A 16,120-nucleotide genomic window follows, 5' to 3' on the forward strand; every position below is an offset into this window, starting at 1 on the left:
AAAGATTCCGCAGCGCTGACAATCGCCTGCGGCCTCGGACGGAAACAACCGCGATATAGGCAAAGAGCCTGTCCTGACCGTATCCGCAGCGACACCACGCCACCCTCGTCCCCGTCAGCAACCTGCAGGATGACATCACCTGCCTGGCGTAGGGTCTCGTTGATCCGGTACGGCTGCATCACCTGGCGCGATGGTTTGCCGCAGCGCGCTACATTGGAAAACAGGAAAACTCCCACAGCGCCGATATTGCGATTGACTATTACTTGCGCGATCTCTAGCGAGAAATGAGCTCAAGCTTTCGTGACTGGAACGACCTCATTCGCAGCGTGTCAGCCCCCTCACGACCCTGTCGCACCAGGAGTGACGGCCCCAAAAGGGACATCGACCACCTCCTGTGGCCACTGCGTCCTACCCGCTCCAGATTGCTGGTTCTTCATCGCTATATCGGGCTGATTCTGTCTCCGCTGCTGATCGTGCTCGGGCTCACGGGCAGTGTCAGTGTTTTTCGTGTCGAGCTTGACCGGATGCTCAATCCGGATCTCTTCACAACGCAGCATATGGACAGTCATCTGGCACCAGCGAACCTGATCAGGGGTATTGAGACACGGCACCCCGGTCAATCGCTCATCCTGCTCGATTATCGGCCTGCCCGTTTCGAGACAATTCACGCCTATCTTTCCCCCCTCAAAGACCGTGCCGGTAACCCCTCGTGGGACGAGATCTTTCTCGACCCCGCGAACGGAGATGAGCTGGGTGGGCGCCTGAGTGAGGGATGTTGCCTCGGGCGGCGTGCTCTGCTGCCCTTCATCTACAGGTTGCATTATTCGCTGGTTGCCGGTCAGACGGGGCTCTGGATTGTCGGTATCACCGCACTGATCTGGAGCCTTGATTGCCTCAACGGGCTGCTTCTTACCCTCCCCCCCGCCATTGCTCCCTGGCGGCAACGATTCTGGCCAGGATGGAAAAAATCCTGGCTGGTGGCGTCCCCCCGCAACGCTCTGCGCCTGTTTTTCGATCTGCATAGAGCCGTAGGGTTATGGCTGTGGCTGCTGTTTCTTGGCATGGCAATCAGTGGGGTCGCGCTGGCCCTCGGTCCACAAGTCTTCCAGCCCGCTGTCAGCACCCTGTTTCCCCTTGCGGCACCGCAACCCGAAATTGCCCTGCCTGGAGGCCCTCACGCCCTTACTCTCGAACAGGCCGAAAATCGTGCTCATGAATGGGTACTCATGCATGGATGGTCCGCCAGACCCGCAGCTCTGATGCTGACCCATGCACCCGATACGGCCATATTCTATCTGTTCAGCGATACGGATCGCTTCCCTTCCGGCTTTGGCAGTCCACTCGTCACGGTAGACCTGCAAACCGGCGCAACAAAACAAGCCGTCATGCCTCCCCAGGGCCGTCTTGGTGACATGATCCTGCAGATACAGGACCCTTTCCATAGCGGGCGCATTGCCGGGTTGCCGGGACGTATTCTGGTCTGCCTGAGCGGTATTGTTACGGCTTTGCTGGCCATTACGGGCGTTCTCATCTGGCTTGGCAAGCGTCGCGCCCGTCGCCGGTCTGCCTTGCAGGCGGCCCGTCATTCGCGAAAGATGCACCCATAATACACTTGCCGGATCATCCTTCGCCTCATCAATCCCGCCTGGCATTACCTTGCTCGAAAATCCACCTGAATAGGTGATGCCCTGATTTGGAAAGGGCGATCACGCACGTCCTGAAGGGCAACGTGCCTGCGTAGGATATCTGTCATTTCACCCGAACAAAGCGGATCGGTCAGCCGGCGCGTTCAAATATCCTGGCCGTTATCCAGGAGCACACGCTGCAACAGGCATCATGATATGCCTCGCCCTGATCGAGGATCTCAAGCCATCCCTCACAGGGCTCGGCCACGGGAATCAACCGTACCTCCGCGTCCAACGGGGAAACGGCCGACTTCACAAACGATTGAGAAATGCTGTTTGTCAGGAACGACGCAGGCTTTCGGGCTTTCATCACAGACCCGTGAATTTGAACCAGAGGTCGTTTGACCAAAGGAACCAGCCCATGCCCAAGCAGATCCCTCCCCAGTCACAATCCCATCAACCCGGTGTCGAAAAGGCAATGCACCCGCTGGCCGTTCATATCCGGGACAGCTACCGCGGAAGTGGCAAGCTCTCTGGCAAGACAGCACTGATCAGCGGCGCTGATAGCGGCATTGGTCGTGCAGCTGCCCTGCATTTCGCCCGCGAAGGCGCCAATGTTGTCATCCTTTACCTTGAGGAACATGAAGATGCGCAGGAGACCGTCAGCCAGATCGAGAAAGAGGGCGTCAAGGCGATTGCCATTGCTGGTGACATACGCTCCAGCGCCTTCTGCAATGATGCCGTGAAGCAGACCGTAGAAGCGTTCGGCGGGCTGGATATTCTCGTGAATAATGCCGGATGGCAGGTGGTCAATCAGGACAGCGCCAGCATCACAGATGATGAATGGCAGCGTCATATGGACACCAATATCAATGGCTATTTCTATCTGACGCGCGCGGCCCTTCCGCATCTGGGCAAAGGAAGCGCCATCATCAACACCTCATCCATCAATGCTTATCGCGGCAGTGCGGGATTGCTGGCCTATTCTACCACGAAGGCTGCCGAGATGGGCTTTACCCGGGCTCTCGCTCTTGAGCTGGTCTCCAAGGAGATCCGGGTCAATGCCGTTGCGCCAGGGCCCGTCTGGACACCGCTGCAGCCGGCAAGCTGGGGGCCGGTTGATCCGGATGAAGTTTCTGCGCTGGCAAGCTCTGTGCCGATGGATCGTTGCGGCGACCCGGCTGAACTGGGACCGGCCTATGTCTATCTCGCCAGCATCGACTCGTCCTTCGTGACAGGACAGACGCTGCATGTGAACGGTGGCACGATCATCAACGGCTAGCCACCGTCGTGTGGGGCAAGGGTCTATAACGCTCTGTGCCTCACACGATACGTTGATCATCCTGCATGGCCTCAGAGATTGTTGACGACTGAATTATCCATTAATCCAGATATATGGATACTAATGAAGCTCTCGCAGCTTTCTCTGCGCTTTCACAGGGCACGCGCCTCACAATCCTTCGCCTTCTTGTTCGTCACGAACCTGAAGGCCTGTGCGTTGGCGATATCGCCAGTACGCTCGGTCATCCACAGAACACGGTATCGACCCATCTGGCCATCTTGCATCGCGCAGAGCTCCTTACCTCGGAGCGACGCGGTCGTGTGGTGATCTATCGCGCTGCCGTCAGCCAGCTGGCGGAGCTGATGGCGTTTCTACTGTCGGAATGCTGTGCTGAACGGCCTGATTTTGCGGAGCCTATCCTGTCCGGGCTGCATCTCTGCACCATGGGTGCAAAGCCGAAAGGCTGAACGCAGCCTTCCTTGCTCATCGTGCACAGGACATGATCTCATGACGCATACACCGCTTTACGATCCTCGCCATCTTCAGGCGATCGACCCAGACAGGCTCGAGCCGTGCCATCGCGCCACCCATAGCCCCCGTATCCTTCTGCTCTACGGCTCACTTCGGCCTCGTTCATTCAGCCGGCTGCTGGTGCTTGAGGCGTCGCGTATCCTGGAGGCGCTCGGTGCAGAAACACGGATCTTTGACCCGACGGGTCTACCGATGGTAGATTCCGTAGCGGACGATCATCCGAAAGTGCAGGAATTACGCGCCCTGTCTCTCTGGTCCGAAGGACAGGTATGGTGCAGCCCTGAGCGGCACGGCACGATGACGGCTGTGTTCAAGAATCAGATCGACTGGCTACCGCTCGAAACCGGCTCCATACGCCCTACGCAGGGAAGAACACTTGCTGTCATGCAGGTTTGCGGCGGCTCACAGAGTTTCAATACGGTCAATGCCCTGAGGATTCTTGGCCGCTGGATGCGAATGATCACCATACCCAATCAATCCAGCATTCCAATGGCCTACAAGCAATTCGACGCGAACGATCGTATGAGCCCCTCATCTTTGCATGACCGCCTGGTGGATGTCATGGATGAGCTAATGAAGTTCACCCTGCTGACCCGGGATCGTTCGGCCTACCTTGTCGACCGTTACAGCGAACGCAAGGCTGTTTTCAACCTGTCAGACGCCTTGTAGTTCCTGTGGCGCACGACGCCACCCTCATGCCACCAGGCACCCTGATAGCCTAGCTTTCCTGCCATGCCGCGAAAAGCCCGTCACGGCTTTTCTGGATGACGGCGGCCATATCCTGATCATACAGACTGTCATTGACGCCAGATGAGAAAATCTCGACCGTACAGGCGCCTCGGTATCCGGCATCGTAAGTTGCCTTCATCAGCATCCCAAGCGGAATGCCCCCCTGACCGGGGATCAGACGATCCATGCCGGAACGTGGTGTCCGCCAGTCACTGGCCTGCACGACAAAAATTGCCGTGCCTGCCCGTCTGATTGCTTCGGCGCAGTCAGGCTGCTGCCAGATGTTCCAGTAATCCAGGCAGAGCCCGCATGAGGCGTGCCCAACGGCCTCAATGACATCCAACGCCTGATCAATGGTCCAAATGGCCGTCTCGACATTGATCGAGACAGGGTTGAGTGGCTCGATGGCCAGCTTGACACCCAGATCAGCCGCAAGCGGAGCGAGGGTGCGCAGATGTTTTTGCGTCTCGTCCAGACAGCGTTGCATATCGCCTTTGGGTGGTGCCCCGGTATTCATTACAAATGACGCGCCCTCGGCATAGGGTGCGAGGCGCTTCAGGCTCTCCGCAAAAGCCGTCACACGCGCCTGTGTTGCCTGCGGCTCTGGCGCCATCTGACTGCCGAAAAACGTGCGTATGGCTGGCTGTACCGCACTGATGGCAAGCCCGGCCTCCTTCGCCATCTCCATTTGTTGGGGCGCGTTATCCGGATCGAGCTTGGCTTCGCAGATTTCGATCGCCTGTACACCGAGCTGGGCATAATGCGCGACATCCTGCTCGAACGACCAGGGCTGGGTCGTGAATTGGTTCATACCGAACGTGAAAGGGAAGCCGCTCATCGGTCAAGAAACTCCAGAACAGCCTGATTGAATTTCCTGGTCTCATCGATGAAGAGCATGTGTGAACTGTCCTCGAAATGAAGCACATCACAATTGGGCATGTTCTCTGCCACCCAGGCCGGGCCTTCCGGCACCAGCACGGCATCCTTGCGGGCGACCATCATCAGGGCAGGCAGATCGATATGGGGCAGCAGATCACGCCAGTCATGAACGGTATGATCTGCCATCATTGCCGCCCGAGCATGAGCCGGACTCTTGGCCATTTCGGCCAGAAGCATACCACGCTCCTCATCCGGCAGGGTTGTGGCAAGGCAATCAGACAAATTCTGCTGGTCGAATGCCTCCGGCGTCAGGGTGAGCTTCTGGATGGTTTCGGCCAGACCGGCCTGATCGTAACAGGCTGCATGACCATATTTCCATTCCGAAGAAAAATACTGCCGCGGTGTCTGCTGCACAAAGATGGCATTACGCAAATGCGCCTTGCCGAACAGTTCGAGGTACGACCAGATGATCGGGCAGCCAATGGACCAGCCCAGCACGGTGACATCATCAAGACCAAGCTGTGCAATCAGGTCACGCAGATCTGCTGCGAGGCGGGGGATACGATAGGAGTGGTCCGGCTTTCCAGACTCGCCATGCCCGCGCAGGTCGAGGGTGATGACACGCGCTTTCTCCGCCAGCGCCGGTATATTGCGATGGAAGAAACGGCCTGAGAACGTCCAGCCGTGGATCATGATCAGTGGTCGCCCGCTGCCCTGCTCCTCATAATAGAGAGTCGTTCCGTCACTGGCAGTAATTCTGGGCAAGGGCCATTCCTCCGGATGAAGCGGCATACAGGATACCGCCAGCACTTGATGTTCCTATGGCTGCGCAAGCGTCCAGAGACGGGATCGGGTTTCATGAAACGATCGTCACGCAACAACGTGAAAACCTCAGAGCCTCCGAGCGTTCAGATCGGTCGCTCATAAAAGGAAAAACCGTCATGACCCGTGGAAAAGGGCGCCTCCCACCCCGACCAGACAAGGCGGACCTGCCTGAGAAGACATGTCCCGTTTGCCATCGCCCGTTCCTCTGGCGCAAGAAATGGGCACGTGACTGGGAGAATGTGCGCTACTGCTCGGAACGTTGTCGACGCGATGACGGCAAGGCTCCGTCGCATGGCGACATTACCGGGAACGTGTGAGACAAAAGTCCAATCTTACCTGCCCTGGATCGCCAGACTGCAATGGCAACGTTCCTGCGGTGCATTATACTGCCCCGACCTGGACCGTATCCCTCCGATAACAGGGCCAGGCCGAAAGATGATGGCTCTTAGGATATAATCCGAGACAACAAAAAAACCGCTCTCCTGCGAGAGCGGTTTTTCTGAAACGTTCCGTATGAGCAGATCGACGCTTCCGGAGCCAAAGCCCCGGCAGGGATCAGCGCTTCGAGAACTGGAAGGAACGACGTGCCTTGGCGCGACCGTACTTCTTGCGCTCGACAACGCGGCTGTCACGCGTCAGGAAGCCTGCAACCTTCAGGATACCACGCAGAGCGGGGTCATAATGGGTCAGGGCGCGCGAAATGCCATGACGTACTGCACCAGCCTGGCCGGACAAACCGCCGCCCTTGACCGTGCAATACACGTCGAACTGATTGTAGCGATCCGTCAGCAGGAAGGGCTGCGTGATCAGCATGCGCAGAACCGGGCGAGCGAAATATGTCGTGACCGGACGGCCATTGACGATGATGTCACCCTTGCCAGGCTTGATCCAGACGCGAGCCGCGGCGTCCTTACGACGACCCGTTGCATAGGAACGGCCCTGTGCGTCGCGCTTGACTTCGTGAACCGGGGCAGCCTGCGTGGCAGGAGCGATACCGGCGAGGTCCTGAAGCGTACCTGTGCGCTCTTGAGTTTCAGACATATCTCTCAGGCCTCGATCACATTGAGGGTGTTCTTGCGGTTCATGGACGCAACATCCAGCTTCACCGGCTGCTGGCCTTCATGCGGGTGCTTGTCACCGGCATAGACGTACAGATGCTTCATCTGGGCGCGCTGAAGCGGGCCGCGCGTGATCATACGCTCGACTGCCTTCTCGATCACGCTGCCGGGGTTCTTGCCCTCGAGGCGCTGCGTGATGGTGCGCTCCTTGATGCCACCGGGATGACCCGTGTGGTAGTGGAACAGCTTCTGGCCCACCTTGTTGCCGGTCAGGACGATCTTCTCGGCGTTGATCACGACGATGTTGTCGCCGCAATCGACATGCGGGGTGTACTGGGGCTTGTGCTTGCCGCGCAGGCGGGTCGCGATGATAGTGGCGAGGCGGCCAAGAACGAGCCCTTCGGCGTCGATCAGGGTCCAGCCTTTCGTCACCTCTGCAGGCTTCAACGAAAGTGTGGTCTTCATGATTCTGACTGATCCAGCAACATGTGTTGGTATTGGGGCCGCCTTATGGGGCGCGTCCGCTTGCAGGTCAAGCTTTTTCGACTCTGCTCACCATGCCAAAAATGGCTGTTTTCCGCCATTTTTTCATCAACGGTATCATGATACCGCATTAAAATGTCCGAGATTGTCCCTGTTGCAAAGCCGCACTAACATGCCGCCAGTCGATTGAAGCCGTTTCAAGAGGATGATCTGACGTGAAAAGACCCCTGCTCGCCACGGGCCTGTGCCTTGTTGTCGTTGGTCTGGGTGCCATCGGGGTTCGCCACGAATCCAGGGCCGAACTGCAACGTGCCCTGGCCAGTCTGCGGGCCAATCTGCCACCCGGTTCACGTTTCGAGTATGATCGGGCTTACCCACGCTTCCTTGCTCGCGGCGCAGGTTTCGAGAATGCCCGGTTCATCAGGGGGGATGTAACCCTCGCAGCGCAGCATCTGACCATAAACAACCCAAGTGGTTATCTCGCCACAGGATTGGGTTTTTCCAGGATCCACGCTGATCATGTGACGCTTCAGGGGCCGGTGAGCGGTTCAATCGGCGAAGTGACCATCAAGAAGCTCCTCCTGCCACCCTTCAGTCGCGAGAAACGTGACGTCGTGACATTACCCCCAGCCTCACAGATCCACTTCCGTCATGGCCAGGTCCATGATGTGACCCTGACTGCCTCAAGCGGCTGCACATTGACCATTGGTCATGCTTCTCTCGATAATTACGGACATGATGAGGGCAATGCTGGCACTCTGCATGACGGCCATGTGCTCTGCACACGGGAAAGCCGTATTGCTGGCATGCTGGCGCAGAGTACTCGTCAGGCGGCTACCCCCGTCAGCATCGATATTGCCGATCTGCAAGAGAGTGGCATACGCTACGCACGCTATGTGAACTGGGCGGAACAGTTCAGCGGCGGCGTCATACCCAACCATGTCGCGCTTTTGTCGGATACGCTGGAAACACCTGCCAGAACCGAGACAAAGGGCCTCGCTTTCTCCTTCCTCAACCTGCAACTGGCTTCCGAGGCCAGTGAAATGCGTCGCTGGAAGGAAGGCACGTCGATCGAAACACGCGGGGAGACGCGCCATTCGTCTCTCAGGATCAATCCGTCATCACCCCTTGCGCTTGTCCTGCCGCCCGTCATTCATATCGACACGGTCAACCAGACCATATCCTTCAATACCACCACCCGCACGGGCCATATCGACCTGACGGCCACTACCCCGAAATCCTTCACGGTCAGTGCCCGGCTCGTCATGAACAATCTCGAACATTTTGATGACGCGCACCTGCCGGCCCTGGTTTCGACCAATCTGACCTACGCTGACGAAGGCAGTAATATCGACGCACTCCTGACCCGCATTGCCGCCCAACGCAAAATGACCCTGGATGAAATCAAGCCCACACTTCTCATGTTACTGGGGTTCATCGTCCAGAAGGTGCCGGGACTGAGTGCGCTTCCTGAATTCGTCCAGGCCCCAACCGGCAAGAGCCTGACGCTTTCCTTCCGTCCGCCAATGCCGCTCGATAGTCCCGGCATGATCAGAATGGTCAAACCCCTGACACAGGATCCCGCCGTGGCGCGGGCATGGTCATCCCCTCCCATCCTGACCACGACGTTGCACTAATCATGGCGTCACCCATCCATCTGATCGGGGCCAGCGGTCGCTCCGGCACTGCCATTGCCCGGGCGCTTGCTGCGCGGGGGGAGACGGTCATTGCCGTGGTACGGTCACCGGAAAAGCTTGTGAGCGCCCGGTACAGCGCTGTGCGCATGGCCGATCTGAACAACAACACCACCCTTGTCGCGGCTCTTGCTGGGGCTGAGCGGATCGTTTCGACTGCTCATGCCCGGTTCATTCCTGCCATTCTCGCCGCCGCACCGGTCGGCGCCCGCCTGATTGCCCTTGGCAGCACGCGAAAATTCACACGCTGGCCCGACGCGCATGGCAATGGCGTGCTGGCAGGCGAATCTGCCCTGCTCGCTTCGGGGCGCAAAGGCATGATCCTGCATCCGACCATGATCTATGGCGCACAGGGGGAGGACAATGTGCAGCGCCTGGCCAGCCTGCTGAAACGCCTGCCCGTCATTCCCTTGCCCAATGGCGGGCGCTCTCTGGTGCAGCCTATCGATCAGGATGACGTGACACGCGCAGTACTTGCCGCACTGGAGCTGGCTGAAACTGACAGGCTGAACGGCCCTGAATCGCTCGTCATTGCCGGTCCGCAGGCTGTCACCTACCGGCAATTCATTGAGGCGATCCTCACGGCTGCCGGTCTGGGGCGTCGGCTTTTTCTGCCCCTGCCCAGCCCCTTGCTCGAGGCCCTTGCCCCTCTCGCAGCGAAGCTGCCCGGATTTCCCACCATAGGGCGCGCCGAAATACGACGCCTGCTCGAGGACAAGGCCTTTCCCATCCAGCCCATGCAGGAGCAACTGGGAATAACGCCGGTTCCGCTTGAGGTCGGGCTGTCCCGTCTCTTCTCCCCCGCCTCCGAACAGGCCCCCTTCTCCTCAGGAATGCGCCCATGACCCGTCCCATGCCCCAGCCCGCACCCCGTGCCCTGAAAAGCCTCTCTCGCCTTGGCTGCCTTTTTGTGGCGATGGTGTCGTGCACTTCCCTGGCGAGCTGCACCGACCCAACAGGACCGGTTTTCGGTGACTGGTACGGGTTCAACCCGCTCCCTACACCGCAGGGCAATATCTCGATCGAGCTGGTTCTGGATGGCGCGCCAACCGCCACATCGGGCCGTTATCGTCTGCATCGCCAGTCATTCTGGGCTGAAGACATGATGTTCAACCGGGCCGATACACTCGATGGCACCTGGACACTCAGGGAATATACGGTGGACGGCAGGATCTGGCGCAATGTCTTCCTCAAGGGGCCAGAGCTGCACATCACTCACTACGTGCTGCTGCCTGACGGCTACCTCACCCCCGCGACCGACCAGAACACGCCGGATATGGGTGAAGGGGGATGGAAATGCTGCCGTCTGGCACCCCGCGCGCGCAACAGCTTCGGCTATGGGCGCGTCTAGGCCTCGCGATCATGAACACGCAAACCACCCCCACTCCCGCTGGCATGACCATTGATATGTGGATGACGCGCTCGGGCGTCGTCTTCGGCACAAGTGGTGCCCGAGGCCTCGTATCGGCCATGCGCGATGATGTCTGCTTTGCCTATGTGCTCGGATATCTTCAGCATCTTGCGAGCCTGGGAGAATTCGCGGCCGGATGCCCCGTCGCGCTGGCAGGCGATCTCAGACCGAGCACACCTCGTATCCTGCGCGCCTGTTCCGCCGCGGTTCGTTGGGCGGGTGGGGTCCCGGTTTTCTGCGGCTATGTTCCGACCCCCGCTTTGTGCCTCTATGCGTACGCGCGTGGCATACCCTCGCTTATGGTCACAGGCAGCCACATTCCTGCCGATCGCAATGGCATCAAGTTCAACCGTGCATATGGCGAGTTTCTCAAGGAAGACGAACCCGGCATGCGTGGGCAATCCGTCACCCTGCCCGCCAGTTGGTTTGATGATCAGGGTCGCCTTATTCACGATGACGCCCTGCCAGAGCCTGTGGATGTTCTTACGCCTTATATCGAACGTTACAGCGGCTTTTTCGGAAGGCAGGCGCTTAAGGACCTGAACCTTGGCGTTTATCAGCATTCTGCCGTCGGGCGTGATTGCCTGGTCAGCATTCTGGAAGCCCTCGGTGCCAAGGTGACACCTTTGGCGCGTTCAGAGACATTCATGCCGGTCGATACCGAAGCGGTCCGCCCCGAGGACGCCGCACTTGCCGGTGAATGGTGCGCGCAGGGCATTTATGACGCCATATTGACCACTGATGGCGACTCAGACCGTCCGCTCATTGCTGATCGCTCAGGACAATGGCTTCGCGGCGACGTTCTGGGTATTCTGGCAGCCCGCTATCTCAGGGCGCAGGCCGTTGCCACACCGATCAACAGCAATACGGCGTTGGAAAAAGCCGGATTTGCCGAAAAGATCATTCGCACACGCATAGGCTCGCCCTACGTCGTATCCGCCATGATGGAGGCAGCAAAAGCGGGTCTGTCTCCCGCCGCCGGGTACGAAGCCAATGGTGGCTTCCTGCTTGCCACACCTGTCTCACTCGATGCGCGCATGCTGGGCGCGTTACCCACGCGTGACGCCGTTCTGCCAATGATCTGTGCGCTCATGGCTGCCCGGGATCTCAACGACGATCTCTGCGCACTGGTCGCTTCCCTGCCGCCACGATATACGGTGAGCGACCGGATCACGCCGCTTGGCAGCCGTGAAAGCCGGCGAGGGATTGATACCCTTCGAGACACTCTTGCCCGAAGCTCAACGCTCGACCCCTTTGTCGAATCATGCGGCAGGATCGTGCACACTGACGAGACGGATGGCCTGCGCCTTACATTCGAAAATCATGACATCGTACATTTTCGTCCCTCAGGTAACGCCCCTGAACTCAGGATCTATGCTGAGGCAGACAGCCTCATGCAGGCCACTCGAATCCTTGCCATAGGTCTCGCCCTTGCCACCCCTTGGCGCAACTGACCAATAAGGGCTAGATTAGGCTCGGCAAACTGATATCGGTACCTGCTCCGGTTCACGTCGCGCACCGGCGCAAACGCCATGCCCTGCGCCGCCTGGCGGCGCCCTCCATCTTACAGGATCGCGTCTTGTCTCCTGAATCCCTGAACACCGCCCGTCGTATTGTCCCTGTCATTCTTTCAGGTGGTTCGGGCAGTCGCCTTTGGCCTGTATCCAGGAGCAGTTTTCCAAAACAGTTCTGGCCGCTCCTGACAGACAAGACGCTCCTTCAGGAGACGGCCTTGCGTGGCGATGCTGCCGGACTGGAACCACCTATCGTGGTATGCAATGAGTCACATCGTTTCATCATCGCAGAACAGCTGCGCGACATTGGTGTCGACAAGGCCAGGATCGTGCTCGAACCCTCCGCACGAAACTCGGCTCCTGCCATAGCTGCCGCAGCCTTCCTGGTGGCAGAACAGGCACCTGACGCCATTCTCTGGGTCATGGCAGCCGACGCCGCCATAAGCGATCTTGATGCTCTTTTCTCGACACTCGAGATCGCCGCAGAAACGGCAGAAAATGGGTATGTTACGATTTTCGGAGTTGAACCGACAAAGCCCGAAACAGGCTATGGGTATATCGAGCGCGGCGATGCCCTCAAAAAGGTGGAGGGCGCATTTGAGGTCTCGCGCTTCATGGAAAAGCCAGATCTCGCCAATGCCGAGAGGCTGATACAGGATCCACGATATTCCTGGAACTCGGGCATGTTCGTCGCACGCGCCGACACGCTGCTCCGTGAAATCGAGACTTTTGAACCCGAGATTTACGCTCATGTTGGTCGGGCTGTCGCAAGCCGAAAAACAGATCTTGATTTCGAGCGCCTGGATGGCGAATCTTTCAGTCGGTCACCAGATATCTCGATCGATTATGCCGTTGCCGAGCGCACCAGACATGCCGCCGTCGTACCAGCCCGTTTTGGCTGGTCTGACATCGGTAGCTGGGATGCGCTTTGGGAAATCAGCCCCAAGGACGAAAACGGCAATGTCATCTCGGGCGATGTGTTCCTCGATGAAGCACGAAACTGCTATGTGCGTTCGGACGGCGCGGTTACGACTGTGATGGGTGTGCAAGATCTTGTCGTGGCCGTCACGGAAGACGCCGTGATGGTATCGCATCGCGACAGGGCTCAGGACGTCAAGAAAATGGTGACGCGGCTGACCGCAGCGGGACGTGCCGAGGCTTCAGCGCATAACCGCATGTACAGGCCCTGGGGATTTTACGAGAGCCTGATCCAGGGGGACCGCTTTCAGGTCAAGCGTATCCACGTCGATCCCGGTCACACGCTTTCGCTCCAGAAGCATTTTCATCGTGCCGAACATTGGGTGGTAGTCGCAGGCACAGCTGTCGTGACACGTGATGGGGAAGAAATCATCATTCGGGAAAACGAGAGCATATACCTGCCACTGGGGTGCACGCATCGCCTCGCCAATCCCGGCCGGATTCCGCTCACCCTGATCGAAGTCCAATCCGGGCCTTATCTCGGTGAGGACGATATTGTTCGCCTTGAAGATGTGTACGCGCGCATCTGATTGAAACAACCGGCCTGGCATGAGCTCTCACATGCCAGGAGGCCGGATGAGCCGACATTCAGACATGATGACTGTCTTCCCGCTCGGGGTGCCGCCAGATGGGTTATCAGGGTAAGCAAATTATCATCGTTGAGCAGGGCGCACCACGAGCTGCGCGAATACTTTCGATGCACCGTATGATCATATTTTGTGGAAAATGCTGGGGCGAATGACGGGACTCGAACCCGCGACCACCGGTACCACAAACCGGCGCTCTACCAACTGAGCTACATCCGCCACACAGCGACGCTCGATTTAGAGAAATGCGGGGCTGTCGTCTAGCCCCTTTATCGAGATTCTTTTCTACCCTGAGGGGAAACCAGCCATTGGCCGCTCTGGCTGGCGCAACGCCTTGCGGACGCGCTGCTCTATTCCCTGACACCCACAGAGGCACGTTACGCACGGAGCACGAACCTCTTCCTGCTGGCCAATACCAGCTCAATCAGCATAAGCCGCAATGCCAGACATGTATTCTGAGCAGCCCCCCTTGCTAAGGGAGACGGCTCTTTCTAGGTTCTGCACATCATTGCCGCGTCGGGCCGGAATACGACGAGACCTTGCTGATCCTTGACCGACGAAAGGAATCGTCCCTTGAACCTCTCGACTTATCGCGCACAGTGGGCTTTCAGCCCGCTGCGCGAGGTGCTGGCTGGCATGGTGGGCACATTTGCGCTCATTCCAGAAGTCATTGCCTTTTCCTACATTGCGGGTGTTTCACCGGCTGTCTCGCTCTACGCGTCATTTGTCATCAGCGTTGCGATTGCCATTACAGGTGGCCGACCGGGCATGATTTCCGGCGCTGCCGGTTCGGTGGCGCTTGTTGCCGCAGCGCTCGTGCACCATCACGGTATCCAGTACCTGTTTCTGGCCACGCTGGTCGCTGGCGCCATGCAGATCGTATTCGGCCTGCTGAAACTGCATGTGCTCATGCGCTTCGTCTCGAAAGAAGTGCAGACCGGCTTCGTCAATGCGCTGGCCATCCTGATTTTCTCGGCGCAGGTGCCGCAGATGCTGCATGTGACATGGCACACCTATGCCCTGATCGCGCTTGGCCTTGCCATCATCTACCTGCTACCGAAGCTGACAACGGCCATCCCCTCCCCCCTTATCTGTATCGTCGTCCTGACACTCATCACCATCTGGTACCCGATGCCTGTGCATGTGGTGGCTGATCTTGGCGCCCTGCCCACCGGCCTGCCTGGCTTTACCCTGCCGCATGTCCCCCTTACGCTCGAGACATTCGAGATTGTCATGCCCTATGCGCTGGCAATGGCATCGGTGGGTCTGCTTGAATCCCTCATGACCGCGGGTGTGGTGGATGACCACACAGACACCCATGGCGCACCGCGCATGGAATGCACCGGGCTAGGCATTTCCAATATACTGGTCGGACTTTTTGGTGGCATCGCAGGCTGCGGCATGATTGGCCAGACGGTCGGCAACCTGCGTTATGGCGGCCGCGGGCGACTCTCCACCTTCACGGCGGGTGCCTTCCTGCTGATCCTGATGGTCCTCCTGCACAGCTATGTTGCGCGTGTTCCCATGGCAGCGCTTGTTGCCATCATGATCATGGTGTCAGTCAGCACATTCGCATGGGGCTCGCTGCGTGATCTCATGCGTCACCCCAAGCTTTCCAGCCTGGTCATGATCATCACCGTGATTGTCACGGTCACCACGCATGATCTTGCAGCTGGCGTGGCGGTTGGTGTGCTGCTGAGCGGCGTTTTCTTTGCCTGGCGGGCCATGGGCATGCTGCGTGTCGAAAGCCGGAAATCGGCTGAAGCTGATCTGTATCTGGTGCACGGCCAGGTGTTCTTCGCCTCGGCTGACATGCTGTACGATGCGATCGATTTCCAGACCAAAGCACCGATGGTCGAGATCAATCTGGCTGATGCGACATTCTGGGATATCACGTCGGTCGATATTCTGGAGAAGATCGTCAGCAAGCTCCAGGGCAGATCAATCACTGTGCGTGTCGAGGGACTCCATAGCCGGCGTCATGGTCTTATCGCCGAGCAGTCAGACGAGCCCCTGCTCTCAATGTGAACCGTTAAGGCGTTTCGCCAGAGCCTCCCGCCCTGGCGACGCAACAAGATCGGCAAGGCTTTGCCGATCCAGCACGGCCATGAATGCACCCAACGCTTCATTCAGTACCCCCTGCAAGCGGCAGACACCGGTGAGAAGACAGGTCTGGCCGGTCTGAAAGCAGGCGACGAGGGCCATATCCTCCTCGGTAAAGCGCACAAGCTCTCCAATATTGATCTCTTCAGCAGGGCGACCAAGCACGAGGCCGCCTCCACGCCCACGCATGGTCGCAACGAACCCTCCCTGCCCCAGCCGGTGCACAATCTTCACGAGATGATTCTCGGAGATGTCGTAGCGCTGGGCAATCTCATGAATCGACACACGGCGATCGGGATTGAGGGCGAGGTAGAACAGGGTGCGCAAGGCATAATCGGTATGAAGGGTCAGGCGCATATTTGAAGATATATCATATTTACATGTTAAGTGCATTTACCCTAAAAGATGTATATTGTTTGCA

General features: G+C 58.3%; 16 protein-coding genes and 1 tRNA gene. 11 read left to right on the forward strand and 6 right to left on the reverse strand.

All coding sequences use genetic code 11. The annotated features are described in order from the left end of the window. Positions 1 to 284 precede the first annotated feature (284 nt). The 4 genes from ACWNRM_RS09475 (at position 285) to arsH (ending at position 4,107) form a co-directional block, all read left to right on the forward strand. Positions 285 to 1,607, forward strand: a complete 1,323-nt coding sequence (locus tag ACWNRM_RS09475) for a PepSY-associated TM helix domain-containing protein (protein WP_485170552.1) — start codon at positions 285 to 287, stop codon at positions 1,605 to 1,607. A gap of 439 nt (positions 1,608 to 2,046) precedes the next feature. After that, positions 2,047 to 2,907 carry a glucose 1-dehydrogenase gene (locus ACWNRM_RS09480; protein ID WP_485170553.1) on the forward strand — a complete coding sequence of 287 codons (861 nt, stop codon included), beginning with the start codon at positions 2,047 to 2,049 and terminating at the stop codon, positions 2,905 to 2,907. Between the two features lie 113 nt (positions 2,908 to 3,020). Next, positions 3,021 to 3,374, forward strand: coding sequence for an ArsR/SmtB family transcription factor (locus ACWNRM_RS09485; protein ID WP_485170554.1), 354 nt, complete (start codon positions 3,021 to 3,023; stop codon positions 3,372 to 3,374). Positions 3,375 to 3,414: 40 nt separating this feature from the next. After that, positions 3,415 to 4,107, forward strand: coding sequence for an arsenical resistance protein ArsH (arsH, locus tag ACWNRM_RS09490; RefSeq protein ID WP_485170555.1), 693 nt, complete (start codon positions 3,415 to 3,417; stop codon positions 4,105 to 4,107). A gap of 49 nt (positions 4,108 to 4,156) precedes the next feature. On the opposite strand, the gene ACWNRM_RS09495 is transcribed toward arsH, so the two are convergent. Then, positions 4,157 to 5,005 (reverse strand): sugar phosphate isomerase/epimerase family protein, encoded by an 849-nt coding sequence (locus tag ACWNRM_RS09495; RefSeq protein ID WP_485170556.1) that lies wholly within the window; start codon positions 5,003 to 5,005, stop codon positions 4,157 to 4,159. After that, on the reverse strand, positions 5,002 to 5,811 hold the full coding sequence (locus tag ACWNRM_RS09500) for an alpha/beta fold hydrolase (RefSeq protein ID WP_485170557.1): 810 nt from the start codon (positions 5,809 to 5,811) through the stop codon (positions 5,002 to 5,004). Before ACWNRM_RS09500 ends, ACWNRM_RS09495 begins: the two co-directional genes overlap by 4 nt. Positions 5,812 to 5,987: 176 nt before the next feature. Between ACWNRM_RS09500 and ACWNRM_RS09505 the strand changes: the two genes are divergently transcribed. Next, the gene (locus tag ACWNRM_RS09505; RefSeq protein ID WP_485170558.1) at positions 5,988 to 6,188 is read left to right on the forward strand and encodes a DUF2256 domain-containing protein; all 201 of its coding nucleotides are present in this window, start codon (positions 5,988 to 5,990) and stop codon (positions 6,186 to 6,188) included. Positions 6,189 to 6,426: 238 nt separating this feature from the next. On the opposite strand, the gene rpsI is transcribed toward ACWNRM_RS09505, so the two are convergent. After that, positions 6,427 to 6,912, reverse strand: a complete 486-nt coding sequence (rpsI, locus tag ACWNRM_RS09510) for a 30S ribosomal protein S9 (protein ID WP_485170559.1) — start codon at positions 6,910 to 6,912, stop codon at positions 6,427 to 6,429. A 5-nt stretch (positions 6,913 to 6,917) separates the two neighbouring features. Continuing rightward, on the reverse strand, positions 6,918 to 7,394 hold the full coding sequence (rplM, locus tag ACWNRM_RS09515; RefSeq protein ID WP_023977905.1) for a 50S ribosomal protein L13: 477 nt from the start codon (positions 7,392 to 7,394) through the stop codon (positions 6,918 to 6,920). 233 nt (positions 7,395 to 7,627) lie between these two features. On the opposite strand from rplM, the gene ACWNRM_RS09520 reads away from it, so the two are divergent. The 5 genes from ACWNRM_RS09520 (at position 7,628) to ACWNRM_RS09540 (ending at position 13,539) form a co-directional block, all read left to right on the forward strand. Continuing rightward, the gene (locus tag ACWNRM_RS09520) at positions 7,628 to 9,049 is read left to right on the forward strand and encodes a hypothetical protein (RefSeq protein ID WP_485170560.1); all 1,422 of its coding nucleotides are present in this window, start codon (positions 7,628 to 7,630) and stop codon (positions 9,047 to 9,049) included. Between the two features lie 2 nt (positions 9,050 to 9,051). After that, positions 9,052 to 9,951, forward strand: coding sequence for an SDR family oxidoreductase (locus tag ACWNRM_RS09525; RefSeq protein WP_485170561.1), 900 nt, complete (start codon positions 9,052 to 9,054; stop codon positions 9,949 to 9,951). Next, positions 9,948 to 10,457 (forward strand): hypothetical protein, encoded by a 510-nt coding sequence (locus ACWNRM_RS09530; protein WP_485170562.1) that lies wholly within the window; start codon positions 9,948 to 9,950, stop codon positions 10,455 to 10,457. Before ACWNRM_RS09525 ends, ACWNRM_RS09530 begins: the two co-directional genes overlap by 4 nt. A 62-nt stretch (positions 10,458 to 10,519) precedes the next feature. Then, complete coding sequence (locus ACWNRM_RS09535; protein ID WP_485170598.1) at positions 10,520 to 11,971, forward strand: phosphomannomutase; 1,452 nt, start codon at positions 10,520 to 10,522, stop codon at positions 11,969 to 11,971. A gap of 125 nt (positions 11,972 to 12,096) precedes the next feature. Then, positions 12,097 to 13,539 (forward strand): mannose-1-phosphate guanylyltransferase/mannose-6-phosphate isomerase, encoded by a 1,443-nt coding sequence (locus ACWNRM_RS09540; RefSeq protein ID WP_485170563.1) that lies wholly within the window; start codon positions 12,097 to 12,099, stop codon positions 13,537 to 13,539. A 200-nt stretch (positions 13,540 to 13,739) separates the two neighbouring features. On the opposite strand, the gene ACWNRM_RS09545 is transcribed toward ACWNRM_RS09540, so the two are convergent. Next, a tRNA-His gene (locus ACWNRM_RS09545) sits at positions 13,740 to 13,815 on the reverse strand. Positions 13,816 to 14,169: 354 nt separating this feature from the next. On the opposite strand from ACWNRM_RS09545, the gene ACWNRM_RS09550 reads away from it, so the two are divergent. Continuing rightward, positions 14,170 to 15,624: a SulP family inorganic anion transporter gene (locus tag ACWNRM_RS09550; protein WP_485170564.1), complete on the forward strand. Its 1,455-nt coding sequence runs from the start codon at positions 14,170 to 14,172 to the stop codon at positions 15,622 to 15,624. Here ACWNRM_RS09550 and ACWNRM_RS09555 read toward each other — a convergent pair. Further along, positions 15,616 to 16,056 carry an RrF2 family transcriptional regulator gene (locus ACWNRM_RS09555; RefSeq protein ID WP_485170565.1) on the reverse strand — a complete coding sequence of 147 codons (441 nt, stop codon included), beginning with the start codon at positions 16,054 to 16,056 and terminating at the stop codon, positions 15,616 to 15,618. The two genes, ACWNRM_RS09550 and ACWNRM_RS09555, sit on opposite strands and share 9 nt — an antisense overlap. Positions 16,057 to 16,120 lie beyond the last annotated feature (64 nt).

The sequence above is a fragment of the Asaia sp. A2 genome (assembly GCF_057319415.1).

Excerpts from the sequence above, each read along its gene's own strand:
- arsH (WP_485170555.1), top strand. The coding sequence starts at position 3,415 with ATGACGCATACACCGCTTTACGATCCTCGCCATCTTCAGGCGATCGAC.
- ACWNRM_RS09475 (WP_485170552.1), top strand. The coding sequence starts at position 285 with ATGAGCTCAAGCTTTCGTGACTGGAACGACCTCATTCGCAGCGTGTCA.
- ACWNRM_RS09535 (WP_485170598.1), top strand. The coding sequence starts at position 10,520 with ATGACGCGCTCGGGCGTCGTCTTCGGCACAAGTGGTGCCCGAGGCCTC.
- ACWNRM_RS09525 (WP_485170561.1), top strand. The coding sequence starts at position 9,052 with ATGGCGTCACCCATCCATCTGATCGGGGCCAGCGGTCGCTCCGGCACT.
- ACWNRM_RS09555 (WP_485170565.1), bottom strand. The coding sequence starts at position 16,056 with ATGCGCCTGACCCTTCATACCGATTATGCCTTGCGCACCCTGTTCTAC.
- rplM (WP_023977905.1), bottom strand. The coding sequence starts at position 7,394 with ATGAAGACCACACTTTCGTTGAAGCCTGCAGAGGTGACGAAAGGCTGG.
- rpsI (WP_485170559.1), bottom strand. The coding sequence starts at position 6,912 with ATGTCTGAAACTCAAGAGCGCACAGGTACGCTTCAGGACCTCGCCGGT.
- ACWNRM_RS09530 (WP_485170562.1), top strand. The coding sequence starts at position 9,948 with ATGACCCGTCCCATGCCCCAGCCCGCACCCCGTGCCCTGAAAAGCCTC.
- ACWNRM_RS09485 (WP_485170554.1), top strand. The coding sequence starts at position 3,021 with ATGGATACTAATGAAGCTCTCGCAGCTTTCTCTGCGCTTTCACAGGGC.
- ACWNRM_RS09495 (WP_485170556.1), bottom strand. The coding sequence starts at position 5,005 with ATGAGCGGCTTCCCTTTCACGTTCGGTATGAACCAATTCACGACCCAG.
- ACWNRM_RS09480 (WP_485170553.1), top strand. The coding sequence starts at position 2,047 with ATGCCCAAGCAGATCCCTCCCCAGTCACAATCCCATCAACCCGGTGTC.
- ACWNRM_RS09505 (WP_485170558.1), top strand. The coding sequence starts at position 5,988 with ATGACCCGTGGAAAAGGGCGCCTCCCACCCCGACCAGACAAGGCGGAC.